The 20,246-nt window shown below is 61.7% G+C and carries 21 protein-coding genes and 1 tRNA gene; 17 read left to right on the top strand and 5 right to left on the bottom strand.

Going from position 1 to position 20,246, the window contains the following annotated elements; all coding sequences use genetic code 11:
• Window positions 1-58: 58 nt before the first annotated feature.
• From pip to ACFPWW_RS00975, 5 genes are all read left to right on the top strand, one after another.
• Complete coding sequence (gene pip, locus ACFPWW_RS00995; protein ID WP_377309941.1) at window positions 59-1,018, top strand: prolyl aminopeptidase; 960 nt, start codon at window positions 59-61, stop codon at window positions 1,016-1,018.
• A gap of 383 nt (window positions 1,019-1,401) precedes the next feature.
• Window positions 1,402-2,007, top strand: a complete 606-nt coding sequence (locus ACFPWW_RS00990; RefSeq protein WP_377309939.1) for a transglutaminase-like cysteine peptidase — start codon at window positions 1,402-1,404, stop codon at window positions 2,005-2,007.
• A 216-nt stretch (window positions 2,008-2,223) separates the two neighbouring features.
• On the top strand, window positions 2,224-2,970 hold the full coding sequence (locus ACFPWW_RS00985) for a hypothetical protein (RefSeq protein WP_377309937.1): 747 nt from the start codon (window positions 2,224-2,226) through the stop codon (window positions 2,968-2,970).
• Window positions 2,971-3,089: 119 nt separating this feature from the next.
• A complete protein-coding gene (locus ACFPWW_RS00980; RefSeq protein ID WP_377309935.1) occupies window positions 3,090-4,673 on the top strand; it encodes a serine hydrolase in 1,584 nt (527 codons plus the stop codon).
• Between the two features lie 112 nt (window positions 4,674-4,785).
• Entirely contained in the window at window positions 4,786-5,061 is a 276-nt protein-coding gene (locus ACFPWW_RS00975) for a hypothetical protein (RefSeq protein WP_112567751.1), read from the top strand.
• A gap of 37 nt (window positions 5,062-5,098) precedes the next feature.
• On the opposite strand, the gene ACFPWW_RS00970 is transcribed toward ACFPWW_RS00975, so the two are convergent.
• Both ACFPWW_RS00970 and ACFPWW_RS00965 read right to left on the bottom strand, forming a co-directional pair.
• Window positions 5,099-5,536: a DUF1489 family protein gene (locus ACFPWW_RS00970; protein ID WP_112567749.1), complete on the bottom strand. Its 438-nt coding sequence runs from the start codon at window positions 5,534-5,536 to the stop codon at window positions 5,099-5,101.
• 119 nt (window positions 5,537-5,655) lie between these two features.
• Window positions 5,656-7,062: an L-serine ammonia-lyase gene (locus ACFPWW_RS00965; RefSeq protein WP_112705321.1), complete on the bottom strand. Its 1,407-nt coding sequence runs from the start codon at window positions 7,060-7,062 to the stop codon at window positions 5,656-5,658.
• A gap of 212 nt (window positions 7,063-7,274) precedes the next feature.
• On the opposite strand from ACFPWW_RS00965, the gene ACFPWW_RS00960 reads away from it, so the two are divergent.
• On the top strand, window positions 7,275-8,042 hold the full coding sequence (locus ACFPWW_RS00960; protein ID WP_112568261.1) for a DUF599 domain-containing protein: 768 nt from the start codon (window positions 7,275-7,277) through the stop codon (window positions 8,040-8,042).
• A complete protein-coding gene (locus ACFPWW_RS00955) occupies window positions 8,043-9,074 on the top strand; it encodes a heparan-alpha-glucosaminide N-acetyltransferase (protein ID WP_377309931.1) in 1,032 nt (343 codons plus the stop codon).
• On the opposite strand, the gene ACFPWW_RS00950 is transcribed toward ACFPWW_RS00955, so the two are convergent.
• Together ACFPWW_RS00950 and mgtE are read right to left on the bottom strand one after the other, a co-directional pair.
• A complete protein-coding gene (locus ACFPWW_RS00950; protein WP_007826104.1) occupies window positions 9,075-9,467 on the bottom strand; it encodes a MerR family transcriptional regulator in 393 nt (130 codons plus the stop codon).
• Window positions 9,468-9,531: 64 nt separating this feature from the next.
• Window positions 9,532-10,947, bottom strand: a complete 1,416-nt coding sequence (gene mgtE / locus ACFPWW_RS00945; RefSeq protein WP_112567743.1) for a magnesium transporter — start codon at window positions 10,945-10,947, stop codon at window positions 9,532-9,534.
• Window positions 10,948-11,190: 243 nt separating this feature from the next.
• On the opposite strand from mgtE, the gene ACFPWW_RS00940 reads away from it, so the two are divergent.
• From ACFPWW_RS00940 to ACFPWW_RS00915, 6 genes are all read left to right on the top strand, one after another.
• Window positions 11,191-11,682, top strand: coding sequence for a peptide deformylase (locus ACFPWW_RS00940; RefSeq protein WP_112705318.1), 492 nt, complete (start codon window positions 11,191-11,193; stop codon window positions 11,680-11,682).
• 10 nt (window positions 11,683-11,692) lie between these two features.
• A complete protein-coding gene (locus ACFPWW_RS00935) occupies window positions 11,693-11,890 on the top strand; it encodes a hypothetical protein (protein ID WP_377309928.1) in 198 nt (65 codons plus the stop codon).
• Window positions 11,891-12,110: 220 nt separating this feature from the next.
• The gene (locus ACFPWW_RS00930; protein ID WP_112567739.1) at window positions 12,111-12,485 is read left to right on the top strand and encodes a hypothetical protein; all 375 of its coding nucleotides are present in this window, start codon (window positions 12,111-12,113) and stop codon (window positions 12,483-12,485) included.
• A 174-nt stretch (window positions 12,486-12,659) separates the two neighbouring features.
• Window positions 12,660-12,744: transfer RNA gene (locus ACFPWW_RS00925), tRNA-Leu, on the top strand.
• Window positions 12,745-13,171: 427 nt separating this feature from the next.
• The gene (locus ACFPWW_RS00920) at window positions 13,172-13,744 is read left to right on the top strand and encodes a DUF1190 domain-containing protein (protein WP_377309926.1); all 573 of its coding nucleotides are present in this window, start codon (window positions 13,172-13,174) and stop codon (window positions 13,742-13,744) included.
• Window positions 13,745-13,753: 9 nt separating this feature from the next.
• Complete coding sequence (locus ACFPWW_RS00915) at window positions 13,754-14,917, top strand: glutathionylspermidine synthase family protein (protein ID WP_377309924.1); 1,164 nt, start codon at window positions 13,754-13,756, stop codon at window positions 14,915-14,917.
• Between the two features lie 89 nt (window positions 14,918-15,006).
• Here ACFPWW_RS00915 and ACFPWW_RS00910 read toward each other — a convergent pair whose 3' ends face one another.
• Window positions 15,007-15,336 carry a lipoprotein gene (locus ACFPWW_RS00910; protein WP_112567733.1) on the bottom strand — a complete coding sequence of 110 codons (330 nt, stop codon included), beginning with the start codon at window positions 15,334-15,336 and terminating at the stop codon, window positions 15,007-15,009.
• Between the two features lie 224 nt (window positions 15,337-15,560).
• Between ACFPWW_RS00910 and lipB the strand changes: the two genes are divergently transcribed.
• From lipB to ACFPWW_RS00890, 4 genes are all read left to right on the top strand, one after another.
• On the top strand, window positions 15,561-16,286 hold the full coding sequence (gene lipB / locus ACFPWW_RS00905) for a lipoyl(octanoyl) transferase LipB (RefSeq protein WP_377309922.1): 726 nt from the start codon (window positions 15,561-15,563) through the stop codon (window positions 16,284-16,286).
• Window positions 16,287-16,349: 63 nt separating this feature from the next.
• Window positions 16,350-17,276, top strand: coding sequence for a DMT family transporter (locus ACFPWW_RS00900; protein WP_112567729.1), 927 nt, complete (start codon window positions 16,350-16,352; stop codon window positions 17,274-17,276).
• A gap of 97 nt (window positions 17,277-17,373) precedes the next feature.
• Window positions 17,374-18,078: a hypothetical protein gene (locus tag ACFPWW_RS00895; protein ID WP_112705314.1), complete on the top strand. Its 705-nt coding sequence runs from the start codon at window positions 17,374-17,376 to the stop codon at window positions 18,076-18,078.
• A 100-nt stretch (window positions 18,079-18,178) separates the two neighbouring features.
• Window positions 18,179-20,188, top strand: coding sequence for an acetyl-CoA carboxylase biotin carboxylase subunit (locus ACFPWW_RS00890; protein WP_112705313.1), 2,010 nt, complete (start codon window positions 18,179-18,181; stop codon window positions 20,186-20,188).
• The last annotated feature ends 58 nt before the right edge of the window (window positions 20,189-20,246 follow it).

Raw genomic sequence — 20,246 nt, 5'->3', positions numbered from 1 at the left:
CGTCATCGGCCCGTCACGGATCTGAAGGATACAGCGCGCCTCAAGGAGTTGCGCATTGATGTCGGTCCTGTTTCCCGAAATCGAACCCTATGAACACGGCCTGCTCGATACCGGCTACGGCAACCTCATCTATTGGGAAGCCTGCGGCAATCCGGCGGGCAAGCCCGCGCTGGTGCTGCATGGCGGGCCGGGGTCCGGCTGTTCGACAACGGCGCGGCGCTATTTCGATCCTTCCGCCTATCGCATCATCCTCTTCGATCAGCGCAATTGCGGGCGCAGCCTGCCTGACGCCGCCGATGCCGCGACCGACCTCTCCCGCAACACGACCGCCCATCTCATCGACGACATAGAGAGGCTTCGCAGCCTCTTCGGCGTGGAAAAATGGATCGTCTTCGGAAATTCCTGGGGCTCCACGCTGGCGCTTGCCTATGCGCAATCCCATCCCGATCATGTCGGCGGCATCGTCATCGCAGGTGTCACCACGACACGCCGCAGCGAGATCGACTGGCTCTATCGGGGCATGGCGCCGCTCTTTCCCGAGGAATGGCACCGCTTCGGCGAAGCGCTGCCGCCGGACCTTCGCGACGTCGACCGGGTGAGCGCCTATCACCGGCTGCTCAACGATCCCGACGAACAGGTGCGGCTGGACGCGGCGCGCGACTGGCATGAATGGGAGGCGGCGACAATCCTCCTTGCCGATCCCGCCGGCCTTCCCCGGCGCTGGTCCGATCCGCGCTACCGTCTGACGCGCGCCCGCATCATCACCCACTATTTTCGCGCGGGTGCCTGGCTGGAAGACGGCGTCCTGCTCAAGAATGCCGGTCGCCTCGCCGGCATCCCCGGTATTCTGATCCACGGGCGTTTCGATATCGAAGCGCCGCTTGTCACCGCCTGGGAACTTGCCCGCGCATGGCCGGGCTGCGAGCTCATCGTACTGCCGAAGGCGGCCCATTCCACGGCCAATGCCGATATTGCCGCCGCGATCGTCGCCGCGACCGACAGATTCCGCGATCTCTGACGAAATTATTTTTGAGGCGGAAAATCGGGACATGAGGCGGAATCGGCTTTCCGGACGGCAATTCCGCCTGTTTCCGCGCCTCGACCCAAGCCTTGCTGCCCGACGCCCCGGCTGCCGGCCGCCGGAGAAATTTACCCGGCTTATCCGATATCGTTAACGGCCTGCCCGTTTTCCGGCCTTTTGCGGCCCGAAAGCCTTTTTCTCAATCCTTCAATTTTAATCGAATTCGAGACGAATGCGCGTCTAATTTGATGTGTATTCGATATGGATTTGAATCAAGTTCGACGCGTATTTGAATAGATTAAGCCATTAATTTTATTGCGTAATTTTGCGTGAGGTAAAAACGTCCGTGTCATTGTCCTTCCCATAACGGGGAGACGATAATGGCAATTGGAACTCTTCTGAAAGGCGGCCTTCTGGCCCTTGGCATGACAATGGCAATGGCGGGCGCAGGTCAGGCGTCATCCGCCAGCATGACGCTCGCAGGCAATGCGAGCCCGCCGATCGGGCACTATGAGTTCTGCCAGGCCAATCCGGGCGAATGCGCCTATGCCGGCGGCGATGCCGGCCCGGCGATCCTGACCGAGGATCGCTGGAAGGAGATCCTCAAGGTCAACTACACCGTCAATTCCACCATCCAGCCGATGACGGACAAGGAGATCTACGGCGTCGAGGAGCGCTGGGCCTATCCGCGCACCGTCGGCGACTGCGAGGACTTCGCCCTGCTGAAGCGCAAGATGCTGATCGATACCGGCTTCTCGCCATCCGATACGCTGATCACCGTGGTCCTGCAGCCGAACGGCGAAGGCCATGCGGTGCTGACCGTGCGCACCGACCACGGCGACTTCATTCTCGACAACATGCGCAACAAGGTGCTGCTGTGGTCGGATACCGAATATACCTACCTGAAGCGCCAGTCCGCCGACGATCCGGCCCGCTGGACGAAGCTGCAGGACGGCCGCGCCGTGGCTGTCGGTAGCGTGAAGTAACTGGCTTACCGGCCCCGGTCAGTCCCCGCATCCCCGTCCCGACCGGCGCCCAGAGCCGTTCCCGCTGTCCCGGGAGCGGCTCGCTTCTTTTGTGGCAGATCCTTCCGGTTGAGTTAACGGGCCGTTAACTCCCGCTATCCCATCATCTCCGCGAGATTCATCACCGGCACCGACGACTCGTGTTTTCTTACGGCGGCCCGATATCCGAGGACGACGATGAGCCATTCCGCCGTGGGCCATCCTGCCGAACAGCCCCTTCTTTCGACCCGGTTCCTCATCCGTGTCACCGCGACGATTGCGGTTCTGGCGCTGGCGACGGTGGCGATCAGCATTGCCGGCCGCTGGTTCGGCCGGCACATCTCGCTTGCCGGCAATACGGAAAGCGAGGCCGCAATCACGCTCACCATCGGTCGCGACACAATCGCCCTGCCCGCCAATACGATTCGCTTCCCCAGCGAACGCCATGACGGGCCGGCCGAACGCGTGGATCTCTATCTCGCCTGGCCGCAGATGCAGGGCTACAGCAAGGAAACGCGCGAGCGTTTCGACGATATCGCCCAGTCGTCCGGCCTGATTTTCCTGCAGATCACGCAGGGCACGATGTCGCGGGACATGTCGGGCCGGCTGGAGCCGATCTATTCGCATCTGATCGAGGGTGCCGCCGAACCCTTCGCGCACGGCCTGACGCTGCATCGCCTGCGCGCCGATGCCGGCTACAACGGCGAAGTGCTGCTGACCGCGCCGCGCGAAAACGGTGCCGCCTATGTGGTGCGCTGCATCCTGCCCGGCTCTGCCGACATGGCGACCAGCGGTGACTGCCAGCGCGATATCAAGGTCGGCAAGGACCTCAGCGTGCTTTACCGGTTCTCAAGCCGTCATTTGGCCGACTGGGACCATATTGATGCCGCGATCAGGACCTTTGTGGAAACCCGGCTCCTGAGCCGGTCTGCAACACTCCGCTAAAATCCCCGCAAATGTCTGAAGAAACGATTCATCATAAACGGATTGGTAACGCTGAACCGGTAGTTTTCCAAGACAGCCGGTTGCGCAGTAGGGGGTGCGTGGCGGGCCGAATATCCGAAATGCAAGCGAAGAGTGGAATAGTGTCAAGGTCAATTTCCTCCGTACCATCGCCGCGGTCTGCCGGTTTCCTCGCAAAGGTGCTGATGATCTTTTCGATGGCCGTCGCGGTTGTCGCGGTCGACTCGGTCAACGCCGAAGCGGAAGCTGCAAATCCGAAATATGCCGGTATCGTCGTCGATGCGCGGACGGGAAATGTTCTCTACAGCGAGAATGCCGACCGCCTGCAATATCCGGCGTCGCTGACGAAGATGATGACCCTTTACCTGACCTTCGAAGCGCTTGAGCAGGGCCGTATCCGCCTCGATACGCCCGTCCCCTTCTCCGCTCATGCCGCGGCCCAGGCGCCGACCAAGCTTGGTGTGCGCGCCGGCAGCACGATAACGGTCGAACAGGGCATCCTCGGCCTCGTGACGCTGTCCGCCAACGATGCCGCAACCGCGCTCGGCGAAATGCTCGGCGGTTCTGAGGAGCGTTTCGCCCAGATGATGACGGCCAAGGCCCATGCGCTCGGCATGACGCGCACGACCTATCGCAACGCCAACGGCCTGCCGAATACCGCGCAGATGACGACGGCCCGCGATCAGGCGCGTCTCGGCATCGCCCTTCGCCAGCATTTCCCGCAATATTACGGCTACTTCAATACGCGCGCCTTCAAGTTCGGCAATCGCGTGATCCGCAGCCATAACCGCCTGGTCGGCTCCGTGCGCGGCGTCGACGGCATCAAGACCGGTTATACCCGCGCTGCCGGTTTCAATCTGGTCAGCTCCCTGCAGGTCGACGGCAAGTCGATCGTCGGCGTGGTTCTCGGCGGCGCGTCCACGCCCGCCCGCGACGCGCAGATGCGCAGGCTGCTTGCCACCTACCTGCCGAAGGCCTCCGCCAGCGGAGGCGCGCTCGTCGCCCAGGCGAAGCCCATGCCCGAGATGATCGAGACGCCTGCTCCGGTCTCTCCTGCCAAGGCCGCCAAGGTGGCTGAAAAGAAGACGATCGCCGCCACCCAGCCGCCCGTCGCGGCCGCCGCCGCCGATCTTGGCCTGCCGCACAAGGGTCCGCTGCCGGACAGCCGCTATCAGGCGGCAGGCACGGAAGTCGCCTATGCCGAGACCGCCGCACCCAGAACGGATAATCCCCTGCTGACGCAGCCGATGCCGTCTCCGACGAAGGTCAAGACCGTCGCGATCAAGCAGCAGCAGGAACAGGCTTCCGTCGCCGTGCCGACGCCCGCACCCGCCTATATGCCGCCGGAACAGGGGGACACGTCCGTCGACGAGCTGACGACCGCCTCCACCAAGGTTGCGCCCGCCAAGGATGCCGTCGTCAAGGACATGCCGCAGCCGTCGGGCTGGGTCGTCCAGATCGGCGTCTCCTCCAGCCGCGAAATGGCGATGGACCTTCTGGCCAGCGCCAAGGCCAAGGGCGGCAAGGCGCTGAGCTCCGCCAAGCCCTTCGCTGTCGCCTATGCCAATGACGGCGATCAGGTCTATCGCGCCCGCTTCGGCGGCTTCGATGACCAGCGGGATGCGGTCAACGCCTGCAAGGCCCTGAAGAAGGCCGGCGTCAAGTGCTGGGCGGCCGCCCAATGAGCGATCTGGCGCTGCTTATGATTGATGTGGCAGCGCCCCTGCCTGCCGGCTGCGGTACTCGCGCCGCCGGCAGTCGATCCTAGTTCGGTTTGTATTGCGTACGAGGAAGATGATGTCGATCAACGAGAATGTACCAAATGCGCCTTCAGGGCGCCGGGCGGTCAACAAGGGCCGCACCGGCCTGCATCCGTTGCACGAGGCAGCATTGCGTCTGGCTGAAATCGGCCTGCAGCGCCCGAAGGCGAAATCGGCCAAGACCCGCGATCTCATCAACCTGCTTCTGTGCCACGGCGCACGCGCCTGGCGCTATTCGCAGCCGGAGGCGCATATTCACCTGCACATCACGTCGCCCGACGGCCATTCGCCGGTCGTGCTGCGCCTGCGGTAGGCGCGGTTCAAGAAACTGCGACGCAAGACGGACGCTTTCAGAGCAGGCCGAGTTCCGACAGCTCGCGGCGAAGATCCGCGGGCATTTCCGTAATGCCGGCGCCGAGACTGTCGATATCGCGCGGCACGTCCTCATCGGGATAGTAGCGCCAGCCCTGGAAGGCCCGCTTCGGCTGTACCGCGGTTTCGATGACTTCCGGACCAAGCACCAGATGGCAGCGGCCGATCCCCTCTCCGTCCGTAAATGTCTGGATGTCGAGAATCTTCTGTCGCGCCTGCACCTGTCCCTTGATGACCCAATAGAGCGAACCGCCGTCGAGCAGTTCTTCCACGCGCTTCGGCACCATGCGGGTCGTGTGGACCGAGTGCGGTTCCATTCCGGCGGCGATGGCGCGCAGCGAGCGCTCGGCCACCCATTCGCGCAGGTCTTCGATCGAGTCGCAGCCGACGCAGAGCTTGATGAGATTCAGTGCCATGCTGCCGTTGAAATCCTTTTGGCCGGCAGCGTCAAGCGGCTAAAGCATGTCGCGCAAAAGTGTGCAGCGGTTTTGCGACAACGGCATGCGTCCGGCAGGAAATTCAAACGTCGACGAGATCAGCATTCGACGACGTTGACGGCGAGCCCGCCGGTCGAGGTTTCCTTGTATTTCTCGCTCATGTCGTAGCCGGTCTGGCGCATCGTCTCGATACAGGCATCGAGCGGCACGAAATGCTGGCCGTCGCCCTTGACCGCGAGCGATGCGGCCGTGACCGCCTTCACGGCGCCCAGCGCATTGCGCTCGATGCAGGGAACCTGCACAAGGCCGGCGACAGGATCGCAGGTCATGCCGAGATGATGTTCGAGCGCGATTTCCGCCGCATTCTCGATCTGGGCCGGCGTGCCGCCCATGACGGCTGCGAGGCCGGCGGCTGCCATGGCGGCGGCCGAACCGACCTCGCCCTGACAGCCCACTTCCGCACCTGATATCGAGGCATTGTGCTTGATGATGCCGCCGATCGCCGCTGCCGTCAGCAGATAGTCGTGGATGCCCTTCCGGTCCCAGTCCTCGTGGAAATGCTCGTAATAGCGGATCGTCGCCGGAATGACGCCCGCCGCGCCGTTGGTCGGCGCCGTTACCACACGCCCGCCGGCCGCGTTCTCCTCGTTGACCGCCATCGCATAGACGCTCAGCCAGTCGTTGGCGAGCAGCGGGTTGGAACGGTTGCTGCGCCACTCTTCCTGCAGCTTGTCGTGAATATGCTTGGCGCGGCGCTTCACGTTGAGGCCGCCGGGCATGACGCCCTCGACCTTCAGCCCGCGCTCGATACAGGCGCGCATGGCTTCCCAGATACGGTCGAGACCGGCATCCAGTTCTTCGCGGCTGCGCTGGCTTTCCTCGTTGGCGCGCTTCATCTGCGCGATCGACAGGCCGGACCGTTCGGCCATTTCCAGCATCTGCCTGGCGGTGGCGAAGGGATAGGGCACCTTGTAATTGCCCTGCGCCGCCTTCTTGCGCGCCCGCATCTGCTCCAGCTCCGTATCGGTGACGACGAAACCGCCGCCGACCGAATAATAGATGCGCTTGACGAGCAGCCGTCCGTCCTTGTCGTAGGCGGAAAAGCTCATGCCGTTGGCATGGCCCGGCAGCGGCTGCTTCTTGTCGAAGACCAGGTCGGTCTTCGGCTGGAACTGGTAGGGCGGATGTCCCTCCGGCGTGATCCGGCCGCTCTTTTCCACGCCGTCGATGATCGCGTCCATGCGATCCGGATCGACCGCGTCGGGCGCCTCGCCCATCAGGCCGAGGATGACCGCCCTGCCCGTTCCGTGGCCGATCCCGGTATGGGCGAGCGAACCGTGCAGGCTGACCTTGATGGCGGCAACCTGCGCGCCGACGGAAGGACGCGGCCATTCGTTGGACAGGATGAGATCAAGGAACCGGTTGGCTGCCGTCATCGGCCCCATCGTATGCGAGCTCGACGGCCCGACACCGATCTTGAACACATCGAATACCGACAGAAACATGAAGGCGCCTTCCAAAATTCACGATGCAGATTATGCGAGCCCGGTTCGGCATCCGCGCGGCGGACCGACATCGCCTTGAACCGGTGCGACATCGGCCGGGACAGTAGTGTGTCGCAGCCCATCTTGCTAGCGATTCTCATCTTGCCGGTCATTGCAGCATTCGAATGCATCTGTAGAGTGGCCGCGTTTATACGGGAACTGACTCGCTGATGATGACGACCGCGGATTATATCGCGCTTGCCTTCTTTATCCTTATCTGGATGGGCTATTCCTGGCTGCTGCACGGCCAGACCTTCTTCGGGCGCACGAGCCTGACCCATGCCATGGCGGAGCGAAGGCGTGAATGGATATATAATTCCCTGCGCCGCGATTTGAAGATGATCGACACCCAGATCATGGCCGGCCTGCAGAACGGCACGGCCTTTTTCGCCTCGACCTCCATTTTCGCGATCGGCAGCTGCTTTGCCCTGCTCGGCGCCACCGAGAAGGTGGATGCGGTCTTCGCCGACCTGCCCTTCGTCTTCCACAGCGGCCACGCCGCCTTTGAAATGAAGGTCGGCGGACTTGCCGCCCTGTTCGGCTATGCCTTCTTCAAGTTCGGCTGGTCCTACCGGCTCTTCAACTATTGCACCATTCTCTTCGGCGGCATTCCGATGGTGCACGATTCGGAGAAGGACATCATTGCCGCCGAGCGGGCGGCAGAGCGTGTCATCCGCATGAACGTCATCGCCGGCGGCCATTTCAACGAGGGCCTGCGAGCGATTTTCCTGTCGATCGGCTATCTCGGCTGGTTCATCAATCCCTATGTTTTCATGGGCACGACATCCATCGTCGTTTTCGTCCTCGCCCGCCGGCAGTTCTTTTCGGAAGCGCGCCTTGCCATCATGGACGCGAACCCGCCACCAAATCTCCATCTTTCTCCTGTTGTGCCCAGCAAGCCGTCAGCGACCGACGGTGACGAACTGTCCGGGGGATTGTGAATGACGGTGCCGGCAACGGAAGCGGCGGCTGAGGCAAGACCGCCGCGGATAGGCCTTGTGGATACGGCCCGCGGCGCGGCCCTCATTGCCATGGCCACCTACCATTTCAGCTGGGATCTGGAATTCATGGGCTACCTTGCGCCCGGAACGGCCGAGACCGGCTGGCTGAAGATCTACGCCCGCGCAATCGCCACCACCTTCCTTTTCATCGTCGGTGTCAGCCTTGTGCTGTCAGGCCGGCCGGAAATCCGCTGGCCTTCCTTCTGGAAGCGCTTCGCCATGATTGCGGGCGCCGCCCTGCTGATATCGGCTGCAACGGCCTATTTCGTGCCCGGCCAGTGGATCTATTTCGGCATCCTGCACTGCATCGCGGTTCTGAGCCTGATCGGCATCATCTTCCTGCGTCTGCCCTTGCCCGTGACGCTGCTTGTCACGCTTGCGCTGTTCGTCGCCTGGATCGCCGATACGTTCGTCATGCCCGGCGTGCTGGATTCACATCTGCTCGATCCGAAATATTTCGCCTGGCTCGGTTTTGCCGCCATGCCCGACCGGTCGAACGATTATGTGCCGCTCTTTCCCTGGGCGACCGCCCTCTTCCTCGGCATGAGCCTCACGCGTCTCGCTTTGCGCACGAACCTGCCGCAGCGGCTGGCGTCCCTGGGCACGGGCGGCACATGGCTTGCGCGTCTCGGCCGCCACAGCCTCGCCTTCTACCTCGTCCACCAGCCGGTGCTGATCGCCATCGCCTATGGCCTGACCTTCGTCATCGCGCCGCCAAAGCCCGATCCGGCTGCGACCTATCTGCGCCAGTGCAACGCCTCCTGCACGGTCGAACAGGGCGAAGCGCTCTGCCGCAGCTTCTGCCAGTGCACGCTCGACCAGCTGCAGGCGCAGCAGCTCTTTGCGCCGTTCCAGACAGGTGCGGTCAAGGCCGACGACGAGCGGATCATGGCGCTTGCCAGCCTCTGCAGCGCTCAGATAGAGCCCGGGCCGGCGCCGCAGTCCGAACCGCAGCCCCAGCCCCAGCAATAATCAGGTGGTGACGCCGATTTCGGCGAGGCGGCCGAGGCAGGCCTCCTCGATATTGTCGAGTTCGGTGATCGTTTCGTCGATATCCTTGCGCTTCTGGCGCAGGTCCTCGCGTTTTTCATCGACGCGCTTCATCAGGAGCTTGAGCTGGCCGAGCTCGCCCGGCGGCTCCTTGTAGACCTGAATGATCTCGCGGATTTCGGCAATGGTGAAGCCGATGCGCCGGCCGCGCAGGATTTCCTGAATGAGCCGCCGGTCGGCCGGGCGGAAAAGCCGCGTGCGTCCGCGCCGTTCCGGATGGATCAAACCCTCGTCTTCATAGAAGCGAAGCGTGCGCGTCGACACTCCGAATTCGCGCGTCAGCTCCGTTATGGTATAGTATTTGTTCACTAGCATCTCATCCCCGTCATCGACCTGACATATTATTGACTTTTACGTAATAGTCAATTTCGGCCACGGTTCAGATGCCGAACCACCATGTCGCGATGCCGAGGAAGGCGAAGAAGCCGGTGCAGTCCGTCACCGTCGTGACGAAGACGGACGAGGCGATGGCCGGGTCCGCTCCCATCTTGTCGAGCAGCAGCGGCAGAAGGATGCCGGCAAGCGCTGCCGCCATCAGGTTGATGATCATCGCCGCGCCGATGACGGCGCCAAGCTGGTAGTTGTGGAACCAGGTGCCGGCGATCACGCCGAGAAGAATGGCAAAGAGGATGCCGTTCAGGATGCCGACCCCCGCCTCCCTTCGGATGATGCGGCCGGCATTGTAGATGTCGAGATCGCGGGTCGCCAGCGCGCGCACCGTCACCGTCATCGTCTGCGTGCCGGCATTGCCGCCCATGGAGGCGACGATCGGCATCAGCACGGCAAGCGCGATCATCTTCTCGATCGAGCCGTCGAACAGGCCGATGACGCTGGCCGACAGCATTGCCGTGCCGAGATTGATGAGCAGCCACAGGAAGCGCGAGCGCACGGTCGAGATCACGTTGTCGGACAGTTCTTCGTCGCCGACGCCGCCGAGGCGCTTGATGTCCTCGTCCGCCTCTTCGTGGATCACGTCCACCACGTCGTCGATGGTGAGCACGCCGACGAGCCGTTCGTTCTCGTCCACGACGGCCGCCGAGAGAAGGTCGTATTGTTCGAAGAGCTGGGCCGCCTCTTCCTGGTCCATCTCGGCCGGAATCGGGTGGTTCGTTTCCCGCATGATGGCTTCGATCTTCGTCTGCCGCTTGGTGCGCAGGATCTGGTCGAGATCGACGGCGCCGAGCAGCTTGAAGGTCGGGTCGATGACGAAAATCTGCGAGAAGGAGTAAGGCAGATCCTCTTCCTCGCGCATGTAGTCGATCGTCTGCCCCACGGTCCAGAAGGGCGGCACGGCGACGAATTCCGTCTGCATGCGGCGCCCGGCCGAGCTTTCCGGATAATCGAGGGCGCGGCGAAGGCGCACCCGCTCCGTAAAGGGCAGCTGCGCCAGGATCTCTTCCCGGTCCTCCTGGTCGAGATCCTCGAGAATGTAGACGGCGTCGTCCGAATCCAGCTCGCCGATGGCCGCGGCAATCTGCTCGTTCGGCAGCTGGTCGACGATCTCGCGGCGGATCGTCTCGTCCACCTCGGTCAGCGCCGTCATGTCGAAATCGTCGCCAAGCAGGTGCACCAGCGCAAGTCGCTGATCCGGCTGGATCGATTCCAGCAGGTCGCCTATTTCCGATTCGTGCAGGCGCGCGACGTTCTGGCGCAGAAACAACGTGTCGCGATCGGCAATGGCCGCACCCAGCCGCGCCAGGAAATCGCTGCGCACATTGCCGTCTTCGTTATAGATATCGACGTCTTCGTCCGTCGGACGTTTGCGAATGCGGTCTTCGGTATCGGTCGTCGTCATTGCCGCCCTCGCATCTCTATCTGATTTCAAAGACTATCGAGCCGCATTCGAAAATGTTGGCTGAAAACGCATTGTCAACAAGCGGATAAGCGAATTCCGCCCTGCCCTCGCCAAAGCCGGAATCCTTGACCGCCCTGCTAGCCGAAAGCATTTCTGCCGTAAAGCGCAAACCCGTGCTTTCTGATGACAATGCCGGTGGACGGTTATAGTTTCCGCTGCCATTTGTCGAAGGGAAGCCCAGCCGTGCCGATCCGCCCGATTCTCCGCTATCCGCATCCCGGTCTCAAAACGGTCTGCGCACCCGTGAACTCGTTCGATTCGGCCCTGTCCGAACTGGCGGACGACCTGCTGCAGACCATGCGCGCAGCCCCCGGCGTCGGCATCACCGCGGCCCATATCGGCGTCTTCCAGCGCCTGACCGTGCTGGAACTCGACAAGGGTGACGTGCGCATCTACGCCAATCCGGAAATATCGTGGTTTTCCGACGAGACGATGGTCCATATGGAAGGCAGCGTCTCCATGCCGGGCGCTACCGACGAGATCACGCGCCCGAAGGCGATCCGTTTTCGCTATCAGGATCTTCAGGGCAATCGCCACGAGGAAGAGGCGTCAGGCTTCCTCGCCGTCTGCATCCAGCACGAGGTCGATCAGCTCGACGGCATTTTCTGGCTGCAGCGCCTGTCGCGGCTGAAGCGTGAGCGGTTGGTCAGAAAGTGGGAAAAGACGAAAAGCTGAAGGCCAGGCCATGAGCGGCCGAACCGATAGTGTGCATCACATGCGCAACCACCTGCAGGCGACCGGCGTCGATGCCCGCATCGCTCAGAGGATTGAGGCGAAAAGACACGAAATCGCCACATTTCAAAACCCGGAAACGGATGGTTTTCCGGTTTCGACGTCTCTAAAGTTACAAATAGTTAATCAATTAAAGATTGCAGCATTGTAATGTGGGTGAAAGCCCTGACATCTCAGTCGATTAACTGTGCCGGCTAAGGTAACGCGCCCGTCAAAAATCATTGACAAATATGTGATTTCATTTGGACAAAACGCCGCAACGCTGCTGTCACTTTTCTCACAAAATTGCCAAAATTGGGGAGCGGACTTGGTCTTGCCGAGGGTTGGTTTTACGTTGTTGAATTCAACAACAGATTGAGGAGAATAGCCCCATGCGCATCAAATTCGCCGCTGCCGCCACCCTGTTTGCCGTCGGCCTCGCCAGTGCGGCCTTCGCACAGCAGACGAAGTACAACGACGACTATTCCAACGACAGCGACGGCCTCTACCAGACCCCGGTCGCACCGGCAAAGCCGGTCCATTATCCGACGCACGTGACGCCTCCGGCCTATTCCAGCGACTATACGAACGATAGCGACGGCTTTGCGCCGGTAGCGATGGCAAAGCCTGCGAAGGTCGACAATACGGCGACCGCCAGCATCAAGCCGCTTCCGGATTGCCACAGCATGGTCGGCCCGAAGGGCTGGCGCCAGAAAGGCGCCGACAGCGGTGCCAGCCGCACCGAAGCCTGCCGCGAAATGCACTGACAGGATCTGGAAAAGGGCCGGTTTCCGGCCCTTTTCTCTTGTAATTTCAATGTCTCGTGCGGCGTAATCCACATCCCGGACAAGCTTTTAAAAAAAACTGTCACATCGTGCTTGTGTCCGTCAGATGCTTTTGCTACATGCTGCCTCGCCGACGCAAATCGGCCCTACCACGATGCGGTCGTGGCGGAATTGGTAGACGCGCAGCGTTGAGGTCGCTGTGGGGCAACCCGTGGAAGTTCGAGTCTTCTCGACCGCACCAAAGAAACCCGCTTCGGCGGGTTTTTTCTTTTTTGGACAAAGGTTTAGTTCTCTCGTTCGGATCTCGCTGCCGGAGAGCAAGGCTCTTTCCGACGATATCCCTTCTCCTCGATAGCAGAGCAAACCCTGGCGGCATCGACTGCAATTCTGGTGCGCAATCTATCGCTTGACTTCTATCTGGAATTGAGAACATAACTGGAACGGTTAAGGTTTCAGGGATGTTCATTTCATGAAGACGATTTCGACCGGCAATTTTTGACGAGACGCCAGACGGACGATCGGCCGCCGAAACCGGTTATCGTGCGGGATAGACCCGCTCGCAACCAATCCAGCCTTTTGACGTATTTGAACGCAAGCCGGATATTTCCGCTTGGCGCTTTCTCGCTCTGCCTGCGCAAGCGCATGGCATCGAACGATTTGGGGACCGCATGACACCGGAAGATCGCTACCGATATACCAAAGGAGGCGTGAAGCTCGCCATTCTTGGAACGTTTGTTTTCGGGATCTATCTCGCAGTCAATTCCATGGGCGAGACCGAGACGGCGGCCTATAGGACGCTCGACGAGTGCCTCGAGGACGGCAAGTTCGGTCCTGACGACTGCAAGAACAGCTTCGAGACTGCCCGCGCCGAACATCTGAAAAATGCACCTTCCTATCAGAATCGCGAGGATTGCGAGGAGGAATTCGGCAACGGCCATTGTGAGGTGACAAGTTCGGTACATGTTGCCGGCGGAGGGCACTACAGCCCCTATCAATCAGGCTATCTCATCGGCCAGCCCGAAACGAGCGCCAATGGCGTTTATTATCCGGCGGTACCGGCATCGGCACTTTATGAAAGCAGTCATGCCTCGGGCTTCGTGAACGCTGCCGGCCAGTTGGTCACCAATAAGGTCGGCGGCTTCAAGATGACTTATTCCGATGGAGCCCGCTTCAGTCCCGATGTCCGTACGACCACGCTTGCCCGCTCCGGTTTCGGCACGCGTCACTCTTCCGCGTCCTGAGGGCTCAAGATGAAGCGTATCGCGACAGGCGAAAGGCCGGACTGGATCCCGAAGCTCGAAGCGCTGGATTTCACATTCCACCACATGTATGGCGAACTCTATTGGGACGAGCGCAACGCCTATCAATTCACGCTCGCTCAGATCGAGGACGATCTCGAAGACCCGACCAACGAGATCCTGCAGCTCTGCTACGGGGCGGTGGACCGCATCTGCGCCGATCCCGCCCTGATGACGCGCATGGCGATCCCGGCCGAGTTCCATGAGGCAATCCGGCGTTCCTGGAAATGGTCCGAGCGCGATATCTACGGCCGCTTCGACCTGCGCTACGACGGCAGGAGTCCGGCAAAGCTGTTCGAATTCAATGCCGACACGCCGACGTCGTTTTTCGAAAGCGCGGTCGTCCAATGGGAATGGCTCCAGGACATGAAGCGATCAGGCCGGCTCGATGCCGGTGCCGATCAGTTCAATTCGATCCACGAGAAGCTGATCGACGCTTTCCGGTATTTCAAGAATTCGAGCGATAGCGGCGTCTTCCATTTCGGCTGTGTCACCGACAATGAGGAAGACTACCTGACGACGAAATATCTTGCCGATGTGGCGTTCCAGGCAGGCTTCGAAGTCGTGCTGCTCGATATGGAGGAGATCGGCGTCGATGCCGAGAGCTGGTTCACCGATCTCGAGGATCGGCGCATGGAGGATCTCTTCAAGCTTTACCCTCTGGAATTCATGGTCCACGAGGATTTCGGCCAGCACCTGCTCTCCACCGGCACCAAGATCCACGAACCGCTGTGGAAAATGACGCTGTCGAACAAGGGCCTGCTGCCCGTTCTCTGGGAGATGGCGCCGAACCACCCGAACCTTCTGCCCGCCTATTTCGCCGACGACCCGCAGGCGCTGCGCCTCGAAAACGCGGTCCGAAAACCGCTCCTGTCGCGCGAGGGCGCCAACGTTACGCTGACATCGGGAGGAGTGACGGTCGCGGTGGACGGAGATTATGGCGCGGAGGGCTATATCGTGCAGGAAGCCTGCCTGCTTCCGCAATTCGGCGACGATTATGCCGTGGTCGGTTCCTGGGTCGTCGCCGGCGAAGCCTGCGGCATCTGCATCCGCGAGGACAAGTCGCCGATCACCCAGAACCTCTCCCGCTTCGTCCCGCATTTCATCATGGACTGAGATACGGCATCGAAGGATGTCGAAAAGGCGCGGCAGACCGGATCGCCGCGCCTGATGCCTGATCGGCGCCAGGCCGTCGCGGTGTGCGATCAGCCGAACGTGAAGGTGAATTTGCGGCTGCCGATCGAGCCCGAACCCGTGCCGCGCACGCCCGTCGAGACGAAGGTGAACGAGCCGCTCTGGCCGTTGCTGCAGGTGAAAGTGCCTTCGCCGTTACGGTGCGTCACGTAGACGAAGTTGCCGTTGCACTTGAGGCCTTTGGTACTCGTCAGTTCCAGTGTCCCGGCGCCATCGGCATAACCTGTTGCCTTGCCCGTAAATTTCTCGTCGCCGCTCTCGGTCTGTCCCTTGAGAGGAAGCGTCATCGCACAGCCGGACAGGAGCGCGACGAGCAGCGCGGAGGAAAATATGCGTTTCATGAATTACCCCAATAAGATGATTTGCGCGCCGACAATATCCACATGATTGCAGCTCTTTCCAGAAGCGGCCCGACTTATCCCCAGCACCTGGCGCAATGCGTGCGGCCGGCGTCCCGGCCACGACGCAGGCTGAGCCGCAAAGAGCGATTGAATCGCGCGCCGCCGAAGTCCATATAGGGCCCGCGACCGCCCTCACCTTTTTGCGGATAGCGCCAGGGACTGCCATGCTACGCACCGATCTCGATTTCTCCATGCTCCCGAAAGCCGGTTCGCGCCCCGTGCGCTGGCGTATCTCCGACGGGCTCGTTCCCTATCCGGAAGCGGTGGAGACGATGGAGCGCGAAGTCGCGGCGATTTCCGAGGGCGGCGACGAGCTTGTCTGGCTGCTGGAACATCCGCCGCTCTATACGGCCGGCACCAGCGCCGATGCCAAGGATCTCGTCCAGCCCGATCGTTTTCCTGTTTTCGCCACCGGCCGCGGCGGCGAATATACCTATCACGGCCCCGGCCAGCGTGTGGCCTATGTCATGCTCGATCTGAAGCGGCGCCGGCAGGATGTGCGCGCCTTCGTGGCCGCGCTCGAAGAGGTCATCATCCGCGCGCTCGGTTCGATGAACGTGCGCGGCGAACGCCGCGAGGATCGTGTCGGCGTCTGGGTCCGCCGGCCCGAGCGGCCGCTTCTGCCGGACGGCACCATGGCGGAAGACAAGATTGCCGCCCTCGGCATACGCCTGCGCAAATGGGTCACGTTTCACGGCCTGTCGCTGAACGTCGATCCCGATCTCGATCATTTCAACGGCATCGTGCCCTGCGGCATCTCGGCCTATGGCGTCACCAGCCTTGTCGATCTCGGCCTGCTGGTGACGATGGCCGATGCCGATATCCGCCTGCGTGCCGCCTTCGAAGAGGTCTTCGGCGAGACCGTCAAGGATATGCTGCACTGTCCCTGATTGCCGGCCTTGATCGGACTGCCTTCCTGTGGTTGATGACACCACCCGCAAGAAGCAGCCGCCATGTCCGAATCTCCTTCCGCACAGAATCCGCTCCAGGGCATGGCCATCATGGCCGGCGCCATGGCCATCCTGCCGACGATGGACGCGATCGCCAAATATATGGCGACCTTCGAGGCCATGTCGCCGGGACAGGTCACGTTCTACCGCTTCTTCTTCCAGCTCGTCTGCACCCTGCCGATCCTCCTTGCCATGTTCGGCAGGCAGGCGCTGTCGGCCAGGCGCCCGTGGATGAACCTGTTGCGCGGCGCGCTGCATGGCGCAGCCAGCCTGCTCTTCTTCGTCGCCGTCAAATACATGCCGCTTGCCGATGTCTTCGCCATCTATTTCGTCGAGCCCTTCATGCTGACGGCGCTCTCGGCGCTCTTCCTGGGCGACAAGGTCGGCTGGCGGCGCTGGCTGGCGATCGTCGTCGGTTTTGGCGGCGCCATGATCGTCATCCAGCCGAGTTACGAGATCTTCGGCCTGAAGGCGCTGCTGCCGGTCTTCTGCGCCTTCCTCTTCTCGCTCTATCTCTTCCTCAACCGCGCCATCGGCGAGGCCGATTCGCCGCTGACGATGCAGACCATGGCCGGCATTGGCGGCACGATCTTCATGGCGGGCGCAATGTTTGTCGGAAACGGCCTCGGCAATGCCGACTTCACGCCCTCCCTGCCCGCCTCCTGGCTCGGCCTCGTGCTCCTCCTGATTCTCGGCACGATATCGGGCTATGCGCACATGCTGGTCGTTAAGGCTTTCCGTCTTGCGCCGCTCTCGCTCCTGGCACCCTTCCAGTATTTCGAGATCATTTCGGCAACCGTGCTCGGTTATGCCCTCTTCGGCGATTTTCCGAATGTTTCCAAATGGATCGGCATCGCCATCATCGTTGCATCGGGCCTTTTCATCATCTGGCGCGAGCGTTTGCAGGCGCGATCATTAAAATCCGCATGAAACGCCAAATCGGCGGTTAACTTTCCTTCTTGAGGGATCTTCAATTCGGGACCGATAGAACCATTTCCGGCTTCATGATGAAGTCTGGAGATAAAACATGAGTGAGTTTCGTCTCGCTTTTCCGGCATGTGTCATCGCCGGGAAGCATCGGCTGACGGCCGAAGACATCATACTTCTGCGCAAACACACCTTTCCGGAGGGAATCCGGACATCCGATCATGTCGTGGTGATGCTGGCGCTCAATAATTCCTGCCCCGAAAAATGCTCCGAGTGGAATACGTTCTTCATCGAGCAGCTGGCAGGCTTCATCGTCGACTACACCTATCCGCAGGGCTCGCTGGACGAGATCAACGTCGCATGGATCATGCGCATGTTCACGACCGACGGCGTGGTGAATTCCGCGCTCGAACTCGAGCTCATCCTGCACGTCATGGAACTTTCCGCCCATGTGCCCGATGAGCTGCGCGCGCTTGCGCTCGACCAGCTGCGCCTGGCGCTCGCCGAAGATATCGGCGGCTACAGGCTGACCCGCGCCGCCGACCGCAAGAGCATCACGCGCCAGGACGTGGATTACGTCATGCGGATTCTGCGCAGCGTCAGCGAAGGCGGCGTCATCGGCGTCTCGCCGGTCGAATACGGCGTCCTGCAGCGCATCGACGCCGTGGCCCAGCCCGGCGCCAACCATCAGCGCTGGGGCGAGATCATGGCCGCGGTGGAACTCAGGGATTATACCCAGCCGAGGCGAAGCCGCTGGCTGCGGATCATCGATGAAGAGCCTGTCGTCGCCGCCGCAGTTGCCTGACCTGCCGAATCTTCAGACTGCCTCTGATTCTTCAGCCCAATTGTGCGTTCCGGCTTTTTATGCGTAAAACTCCGGAACGCATTTCCTGGGTGGAGTCTCGATGTTCAAGAAAATCCTGATCGCCAACCGCGGCGAGATCGCCTGCCGCGTGATCAAGACCGCGCGCCGCATGGGCATTGCCACCGTTGCGGTCTATTCGGATGCGGATCGGGATGCCCTGCATGTCGAAATGGCCGACGAGGCCGTTCATATCGGTCCGGCGCCTGCCGCCGAAAGTTACCTCGTGGCCGACAGGATCATCGCCGCCTGCAAGGCGACCGGTGCCGAAGCCGTCCACCCCGGATACGGTTTCCTGTCCGAACGCGCCTCCTTCTGCGAAGCGCTGGAAAAGGAAGGCATCGTCTTCATCGGTCCCAAGCCGAAAGCCATCATGGCGATGGGCGACAAGATCGAATCGAAGAAATTTGCCAATGCCGCCAAGGTTTCGACCGTTCCCGGCTATCTCGGCGTGATCGAGGACGCCGCCCATGCCGAAAGGATCGCTGCCGAGATCGGCTATCCCGTGATGATCAAGGCGTCGGCCGGCGGCGGCGGCAAGGGCATGCGCATTGCCTGGACGCAAGCGGAAGTGCGCGACGGTTTCGACCGCGCCCGCTCGGAGGCCAAAAGCTCCTTCGGCGACGACCGCGTCTTCATCGAAAAATACGTGGTCGATCCGCGCCATATCGAAATCCAGGTTCTGGCCGATGCGCATGGCAACGTCGTCTATCTCGGCGAGCGCGAATGCTCCATCCAGCGCCGCAACCAGAAGGTCGCCGAGGAAGCGCCCTCGCCCTTCCTCGACGAGAAGACCCGCGCCGCCATGGGCGCGCAGTCGGTGGCGCTCGCCAGGGCCGTTGATTACCAGAGCGCCGGCACTGTGGAATTCATCGTCGACCGCGACCGCAATTTCTATTTCCTCGAAATGAACACCCGCCTTCAGGTCGAGCATCCGGTGACGGAACTCGTGACCGGCATCGATCTCGTCGAGCAGATGATCCGCGTCGCCGCCGGCGAAAAGCTGGCTTTCGCGCAGAAGGATATAAGGCTGAACGGCTGGGCGATCGAAAGCCGCCTCTATGCGGAAGATCCCTACCGCAACTTCCTGCCCTCGATCGGCCGGCTGACGCGCTACCGCCCGCCGGCCGAAGGCCGCACCGGCGATGTGGTCATCCGCAACGATACCGGCGTCTTCGAGGGCGCCGAAATCTCCATGTATTACGACCCGATGATCGCCAAGCTCTGCACCTGGGCGCCGAGCCGCCTGCAGGCGGTCGAAGCCATGGGCCAGGCGCTCGACGCTTTCGTGGTCGACGGCATCGAGCACAACGTTCCCTTCCTCGCAGCGCTGATGAAACATCCGCGCTGGCGCGAAGGGCGCCTCTCCACCGGCTTCATAGCGGAGGAATATCCCGATGGATTCGCGCCGATGGCGCCCGACGCTTCGGAAGAAGCGGCGCTTGCGGCCATCGCGCTCTCCGCCAGCCTGATCGATTCTGCCCGCCGCGAGGGTTTCGCCGATCGCCTGCGCCAGGCAAGCGGCCCGCTGCGGGAGGAATGGGTCGTCAAGCTCGGCGGCAGTTACGTGCCGGTGAAACTGGTCGATGGCCTCGTGACCATTCCCTTCGAGATGGAAATGGAAGTCGGCGGCCGTACCGAAACCGTTGTCACCGACTGGAGACCGGGCGATCCGGTCTGGCACGGCAGGATCGCCAGCCGACCGGTGACGGCGCAGATCCGCCCGATCCTGAACGGGTTGCGCATCGACTGGCAGGGCCTGTCGGTCAAGGCGCGGGTCTTTACGCCCCGCCATGCCGAGCTTGACCGCCTGATGCCCGTCAAGCTGCCGCCCGATACGTCCAAGCTGCTGCTCTGCCCCATGCCGGGCCTCGTCGTCTCCATTGCCGTCTCGGAGGGCCAGGAGATCAAGGCAGGCGAAACGCTGGCCGTCGTCGAAGCCATGAAGATGGAAAACGTGCTGCGTGCCGAGCGCGATCTCGTCGTGGGCAAGATCAAGGCCGCGCCCGGCGAAAGCCTGGCGGTCGATGCCGTCATCATGGAATTCGCCTGAGGCGAAGCCGATTTTCAGGAAATGCCCGAGGCGGCGAAGCTGATCTCAGGAAACGCAC

Origin of the sequence: Rhizobium sp. GCM10022189 (assembly GCF_042656325.1) — a bacterium.
Classification (GTDB): domain Bacteria; phylum Pseudomonadota; class Alphaproteobacteria; order Rhizobiales; family Rhizobiaceae; genus Rhizobium.
Note: the sequence above shows the minus strand (reverse complement) of the source record. Positions and strands in the feature narration are given on the sequence as shown.